This window comes from Photorhabdus bodei, from assembly GCF_003287735.1.
GTDB lineage: Bacteria > Pseudomonadota > Gammaproteobacteria > Enterobacterales > Enterobacteriaceae > Photorhabdus > Photorhabdus kayaii.
On record NZ_NSCM01000079.1, the window covers coordinates 1 to 7,015 of the forward strand.

6 protein-coding genes and 1 pseudogene are annotated in these 7,015 nt (G+C 54.9%); 5 read left to right on the forward strand and 2 right to left on the reverse strand.

The window, feature by feature from the left end; translation table 11 throughout:
- The 4 genes and pseudogenes from CKY02_RS21985 to CKY02_RS22010 form a co-directional block, all read left to right on the forward strand.
- Positions 1-1,764 (forward strand): annotated as a pseudogene (locus CKY02_RS21985) (DNA primase); the annotation flags it as partial.
- Entirely contained in the window at positions 1,751-2,857 is a 1,107-nt protein-coding gene (gene xerC / locus CKY02_RS21990) for a site-specific tyrosine recombinase XerC (protein WP_112896899.1), read from the forward strand. The pseudogene CKY02_RS21985 and the gene xerC, both read left to right, overlap by 14 nt.
- Before the next feature lie 873 nt (positions 2,858-3,730).
- Positions 3,731-4,624 (forward strand): hypothetical protein, encoded by an 894-nt coding sequence (locus CKY02_RS26000; protein WP_112896901.1) that lies wholly within the window; start codon positions 3,731-3,733, stop codon positions 4,622-4,624.
- Positions 4,625-5,008 (forward strand): hypothetical protein, encoded by a 384-nt coding sequence (locus tag CKY02_RS22010; RefSeq protein WP_046396846.1) that lies wholly within the window; start codon positions 4,625-4,627, stop codon positions 5,006-5,008.
- Between the two features lie 41 nt (positions 5,009-5,049).
- On the opposite strand, the gene CKY02_RS22015 is transcribed toward CKY02_RS22010, so the two are convergent.
- Complete coding sequence (locus CKY02_RS22015) at positions 5,050-5,292, reverse strand: SymE family type I addiction module toxin (RefSeq protein ID WP_112896902.1); 243 nt, start codon at positions 5,290-5,292, stop codon at positions 5,050-5,052.
- A 92-nt stretch (positions 5,293-5,384) separates the two neighbouring features.
- Entirely contained in the window at positions 5,385-5,723 is a 339-nt protein-coding gene (locus CKY02_RS22020) for a helix-turn-helix domain-containing protein (RefSeq protein WP_112896903.1), read from the reverse strand.
- A 132-nt stretch (positions 5,724-5,855) separates the two neighbouring features.
- Between CKY02_RS22020 and CKY02_RS22025 the strand changes: the two genes are divergently transcribed.
- On the forward strand, positions 5,856-7,015 hold a 1,160-nt coding region (locus CKY02_RS22025), incomplete at its 3' end, for a CHC2 zinc finger domain-containing protein (RefSeq protein WP_146747484.1).

Sequence of the window (7,015 nt, forward strand, 5' to 3'; positions counted from 1 at the left end):
CGGGTCTTGCTGATGCTGGAGCAGCAACAGGATGCCGAGCAGCAAGCGGAGGCCGAAGCCTCAGGGACAACGGCGGTGACGGTCAGCGCGGAAGATGAAGCTGCCGCGCTGGCGTTGCTGACATCGCCGAACTTAACAGAACAGATTATCAACAACATGGCCGCCTGCGGCGTGGTCGGCGAATCCACCAATCTGCTGACCGGGTATCTGGCGGCAGTCTCGCGCAAACTCGATAAACCGCTGGCCGTGCTGATACAAAGCAGCTCGGCGGCAGGGAAATCTTCCCTGATGGAGGCGGTGCTGAACCTGATGCCGGAAGAGGAGCGTATCCAGTACTCGGCAATGACCGGGCAGAGCCTCTACTATCTGGGGGAAACCAGCCTGCAACACAAAATACTGGCGATAGCCGAAGAGGAAGGCGTGCGGCAGGCGGCCTATGCCCTGAAACTGTTGCAGTCCGACGGCGAGCTGAAAATCGCCAGCACCGGTAAGAACGAACAGAGCGGCGAACTGGTGACGCGGGAATACAAGGTACAGGGACCGGTGATGCTGATGTTAACGACGACGGCCATTGATGTGGATGAAGAGCTGTTAAACCGCTGTCTGGTGCTGACGGTCAATGAATCGCGCGAGCAGACGCAGGCCATCCACGCGATGCAGCGGCACCGCCAGACGCTGGCCGGGTTGCTGGCTGACTCGGAGAAAAGCTATCTGACGCAGTTACACCAGAACGCCCAGCGCCTGTTAAGGCCGCTGAAAGTGGTCAATCCTTACGCCCATCAACTGACGTTCCTGTCAGACAAAACCCGGATGCGGCGCGACCATATGAAATACCTGACGCTGATACAGGCCATTGCCTTGCTGCACCAGTATCAACGTGAAGTGAAGAAAACCACGCATCGCGGGCAGGTGATTGAATATATCGAAGTGACGAAAGACGATATCCAGCTCGCTAACCAACTGGCACATGAAGTTCTGGGGCGCACGCTGGATGAAATGCCGCCGCAGACGCGCAAGCTGTTACTGCTGATACAAGAGATGGTGAACGCACAAGCGCAAATCCAGCACTGCCAGCCAAATGAAGTCCGCTTTACCCGGCGAGATATCCGTGCCTTTACCCACTGGAGCGACAGCCAGCTTAAGAATCATTGCCAGCGTCTCACCGAAATGGAATACCTGCTGTTGCATGGCGGCAGCCGGGGACATCTGTTGCAGTATGAACTGCTGTGGGACGGGGAAGACAACGGCGCAGCCCACCTGTGCGGCCTGCTGGAGGTGGAGGAGCCGGCGGTAGAAACCGCCGGCGGTGAACGCAAGTCTGAGCCGAAAGGTCGCAAGTCTTCCCCAAGTCTGGGGCAAGTCTGGCCTGAGTCTGGGGAAGAAAAACCCGCGTCAGCCCAAGCAGAACAAGGGCAGGCGGGGACACAAGTCCGGGCAGATGAACACGCGGTTATTAAGGAAAATAATCACGGAAACGCCTTGCCTGTGCCTGACAGGGATAAAACGCCGGAAGCCGTCCCGACAGGTCATGAGAGCAAGTCTGACCGGGAAGACAGTAAGTCTGCCTCAAGTCTGGGGCAAGTCTGGTCTAAGTCTGGGGAAGAAAAACCCGCGTCAGCCCAGACAGCACAAGGGAAAACAGGGGCACAAGTCCGGGCGGATGAAAACGCAATAATTAGAGGCAAAAATAAAATGGCCCCGTCGCCCGCTGCCTCAGCCGCTCATCCCCCCGCTGAAACGGAGATAAATCATGGCAAACCGTAAACCCCGCAGGGGAAGCCTGCTGACCGTGGATGAAGTGTACCGTAAACCTGTCGGGCCGGCGCACGACCCGAAGAGCCTGTATGCGTTGTTGCTGCGCTTTGTGGTGTGGCGGCAGGAACGTAACTGGTCAGAAAGCACACTGAAAGTACAGACGCACCATACTTACCACTTTATCCTGTGGGCAACCGAGCGCGGTTTATACTACGCCGCGGATATCACCCGGCCGATACTGGAGCGTTACCAGCGTTATCTGTATCAGTACCGCAAGACCAACGGTGAACCATTAAGCACCCGGACGCAACGTACCCAACTGGAACCATTGAAGGTCTGGTTCAAATGGCTGACGAAACAAAATCTGATACTGGCAAACCCGGCGGCGGACCTTGAACTCCCCAGACTGGAAAAGCATCTGCCGCGCTATATTCTGACCATCGATGAAACCGAACAGATACTGGCGCAGCCTGACCTGACGACGTTGCAGGGGGTACGTGACCGGGCGTTGATGGAGTTGCTCTGGTCAACCGGGATGCGTCGGGGCGAATTAACCCGGCTGGATGTGTACAGCGTTGACGGAAAACGCAAAACCGTGACCGTCCGGCAGGGCAAAGGCAATAAAGACCGGGTGTTGCCCCTCGGTGAACGGGCCTTAAGCTGGCTACAGCGCTATCAGCAACAGGTACGGCCACAACTTATCGTCAATCCTGACGTCAAGGCATTATTCGTGGCAATGGATGGGCTGGATGGCTTACAGGCCAACGGTATCAGCAATCTGGTAACAAGTTATATCAACGCGGTGGGTATCGAGAAAAAAGGTGCCTGTCACCTGTTCCGGCACGCGATGGCAACCCAGATGCTGGAGAACGGGGCGGACCTGCGCTGGATACAGGCCATGTTAGGCCATGCCAGCGTGGAATCCACCCAGGTGTATACGCAGGTCTCTATCCGGGCCTTGCAGGCGGTACACGCCAGCACCCACCCGGCGGAACAAATGGCCGACGAAAAAGTCAACGACGCCGATGAAGTGGGTTTACTGGCCGACCTGTGCGCCGAAGACAACGCCGACACACCGCCGGACAGCCCGACGCCGACCTGAAACCCCGATATCCGCTGACCGTCCGCCCGCCCCCGTTAAGTTGGGCGGGTTCGGTGTGAGGGCAGACCGTGGCCGGACTGCCCGTTAGCATCGGCGCACGCGGGGGTAAATAGTCGTCAGGCGGCGCAAGCCCCGGCGTCCCCGTTGAGCCGGTCCAGGCCGCCCAACGCCTATTGAACATAATGCGGGGGGAATTATACGCACTGCGCCGGTAAGCCCGGGCAACCGCCTGAGCATTGATGAGCGGCTTAATGCGTATAATTGGCATTATGTCTTGCGCCCCCGCGGGTCGGCATTGCGGGGAGTGGCGCACAAGGCTGACGCCTTCTGCTGTCAGCCGCTGAGCCAGTCCTCGGCAAAAACCCGTGTTCTTCTTTAGCTGCCGTGCCAACGTCCGGCCAACCCCCCTAAAGGCAAGTCGGCCTGCGGCCTCCGCTCATTAACTTCCCCCCGCCCCAACCCCGCTGCACTGGCTGCGCCCGGTTCGCAGTCGCAGGCTCCTTGCTCATTCCCGTGCTCGCCATCGCCGCCCCGTGCAGCCCCTGGGGGCTTCCCTGAACAAAACCGCGTGGTCATGCAAGGCCATATGCAAGCCGAAGCCACAGTGCCTCAGAGCGTCGCAGGGGCGCCGCTTGCGGGCTCTATGCCGCCCGCGCCCGCAGAACGGGCACCCGCCGCCCAAACAAGTTAGGCGACGTTCGCCCGTTGCCGAAAAAGGCGCTACACTGACAATGGCACGGCGGGAAAAACCGGCCTTCGGGTACGAAAAGCGCGTCAGGGAGTTTTGGGTTCGGCGGTGAACGCACATTGGAAAAATGGGGTGTAACTGACTGAGGGCATTAGGAAAATCGGCGTCCGGCGGTCAACTTTGCAATGGAATGGGTTGTTACGGACAATAATGCACTGAGCTTACCCAAAGGCATGGCGGAGTACGGTCGGGCACAGAGTTCACTCGCCATGCAAATGCTCAGGGAAGGGGCAACCCCGGATGAATTGTCGGAAGCGTTGGCAAAACAAGCGAGAGGGACGCACCCTGAAGGGCAAGATCCGGCCAGAGGGTTGATTGTGGCGTGGGGGAACTTCTTCGGTGTCCCGTTGGATGTGGTGATGTCCAATGAGAAAATGACGCCGGAGAAAGCCGCTGAAATTGTAGCCGGTGGTATCCCGACCAGTGAAGCGAAGGTGATGCAATATGTGGCGGCTAAAGCATTCTTGGCGCTGGCTAAAAATCCTGTTTCGGGTAGCAAAGCAGAAGGTTCATCACCTCAATGGAAAGTAGGAGAAGGGAAATTCAGTCCGAAGGATCAGGGTACGGTGACGAATGTTGAGCATCCGGTTGGTAAGTTTGATGGGAAGTCATTGTCGAATGGAAAAACAGAAAATGTTGCGAAGAATAGTGAGTTGTCAACAGGGACTGTTTTCGATTCCATTAAAGGCACCCAGCCAATGTATCCTGGCTCCGTAATTCCTAAATCTTTTGAAATGTCATTACCGAACGGGAAGAAAGTCTGGGTACATGGAAATGCTACCGAACATATGGTGGAGTACGCAGCATCAAAAGCTGTTACGCATACGCCTGAAGCTGTGAGACTGGCTAGTCAACAAGAACTAAGAAGTTTCCAATCTGCTGTAAATACTGCCACAAAAAACAAAATGCCATATGGTGAGAGAATTACTGTAGATGGCTGGCAACTAGAAATTAAACCACCACGAACAGCAACTGAGTTGCCAACGATCATCCATGCCCGTTATGTAGGAGCACATTAAATGGATATAGAAATTAAAAACCCTATAAACATTACATTAGATGTAATAGAGCTTGATGAGCATGTACCGTCAATGAAATTTAATCTTACAATCCGAGTAGATAAGTTTGGATATAGTTTAGACGTGGACATGCAGCTATGGATAGAATGTCAATGTTTTGACTCATTTATCGACAACTTACGTAGAAATGATATAGCTCGTCTTAAAGATATGAATGGGGCTTTTGAATTGCTATTAAACCCTGTTCAGGACTCACTTGAATGGTCATGTGCCAAAGAAAATCTAGATGGTTATATCACATCAGCAAAAGGAAGAGAAAAGCTGACCGATGAGTCGAAATGTGCATTGTACGAGGCATTTAATGATTATCCTAAGTGGTGGTAATCAATAAATACTGATCCCAGCCAAGCGCTGGGATCTCCTTTTTAGCCGTTTTCAACAAGCCGGATAATCAACTGTCCGTGCTCAACACTGACCTGCACTGGCTGCCCGGTGGCAAAGCCCGCTTCTTCCAGCCAGTTACCTTTAAGATGCAAACTGGGGTGCTGGCTGTAATAGCGGGTCATGCCAGTGTGGCGGTTGGCGTGACATCGGCTGATATAGCCGACTTTATAGTGGCGTCGGGCTTTCGAACTGCCTGAATTTACATTACAATCGTGTTCAGCCATAGCTAACTACCTCTGATAGTGGGTTGTGGTTAGCGGTGCTGGGATGTTCTCAGCATCTCAACACCGCGTAAGTATTATCTCTTCTTGAGCGCCTAACGTTTTATCGTCCAACGTTTAGCATCATGCATATGCAACATACTGCTAATCACTGTCTCAATCGCTTCCCGCTCTTTCTCATCCAACTGTGAGACCGCTTCGAACTGGAGTTTTAGCCGGTCATCGGGTCCGCGTTCATTGTGATCAAAAAGAAGCATATCGGCACTGACATTCAACGCTAATGCAATCCGCCGAAACACATCAATCGTCGGCTGGGATGTCCCGGCTTCATAGCGCTTGTACTGTGAAACGTGCATACCAATCTTGTCAGCCATCTGTTGTTGCGTGAAACCAAGCTCTTTACGGGAAGCAGCCAATTTATCAGAAAAGCTCATAGGAAATTCCAAAGTTGCTGTAACTGGCGTCACTATACCCCTCCCGTTTTTATCGCTTGACTAAAAGTATCATATCAGGGACTATATATATTATCAATATGAATCTTGACGCATTTTACAGGAGTAAAGGCAATGACCCGCGTTCCCGATACCGATTTAGCCCGCTTGAAGCAAACTGTCTCATTGCTGGGACTGGCGCGTAAGCAAGGCCGTGCGATGAAAAAACGCGGTGAGGATTATGTGCTGCGCTGTCCGTTCCATCACGAGAAAACGCCCTCAATGGTGATATCGCCTGCCAAGAATCTGTATCACTGCTTTGGCTGTGGCGCGGCGGGGTCGGTGCTGGACTGGGTGATACAAACGGAAGGCGTCACGCTGAAAATCGCTATCCGCCGGCTGCGGGAGCTGGCCGGGTTGCCGGACATGGACAATGCAGTTGTGGCCGCTTCTTCTTTAGCCGCCCCGCCGGGATCACAGGCCGCACCTCTGCCGAGCCCGAAACTGGCCGACCTGGACGATGACGGGCAGGCGCTGTTGCATCAGGTGATTGATTTTTATCATCAGAACTTACTGGCGTCACCGGAAGCCAAAGCCTGGCTGGCACGACGCGGACTGCATCATCCTGAACTGGTCAGCCACTTTAAGCTGGGGTATGCGGGTCATCACGGTATCAGCGGTTCCGCGGGGTTGTTACCGTCCAAAGACAGTCAGGAAGGTCAGCAGTTGCGCGGCAAGCTGTCGGGGCTGGGCGTGTTGCGTACCACCACCCGGCAGGACCACTTCCGGGGCTGCGTCGTGGTGCCGATAATCGGCTGGGCCGAATCGGCCAGTGTGGCCAGCCGCGGGCGGGTGCTGCAACTGTATGGCCGCCGAACCCAGCCGGATTACAAAGTGCTGAAAGACAGCCCAAAGCATCTGTACCTGTCCTCACCCCTGGCCGGGGTCTGGAATGAGGCAGCGATGAAAGCCGCTGCGGAAATTATCCTGTGCGAAGCGCTGATCGATGCCATGACGTTCTGGTGTGCCGGGTTCCGTAACGTGATTGCCGCGTTCGGGGTGAACGGGTTTAACCATGAGCACCTCGAAGCTTTGCAGTATCACGGCGTGAAGCGGGTGCTGATTGCCTTTGACCGGGACGAGGCCGGAGACCGTGGCGCGGCTAATGTGGCCGCTGATTTACTGGAAGCCGGTATCGAGGCATGGCGGGTGCAGTTCCCGCCGGGCATGGATGCCAATGACTATGCGCTGAAAAGCGGCAACGCCGAACATGCGCTGGGGCTGGCCTTGCAACA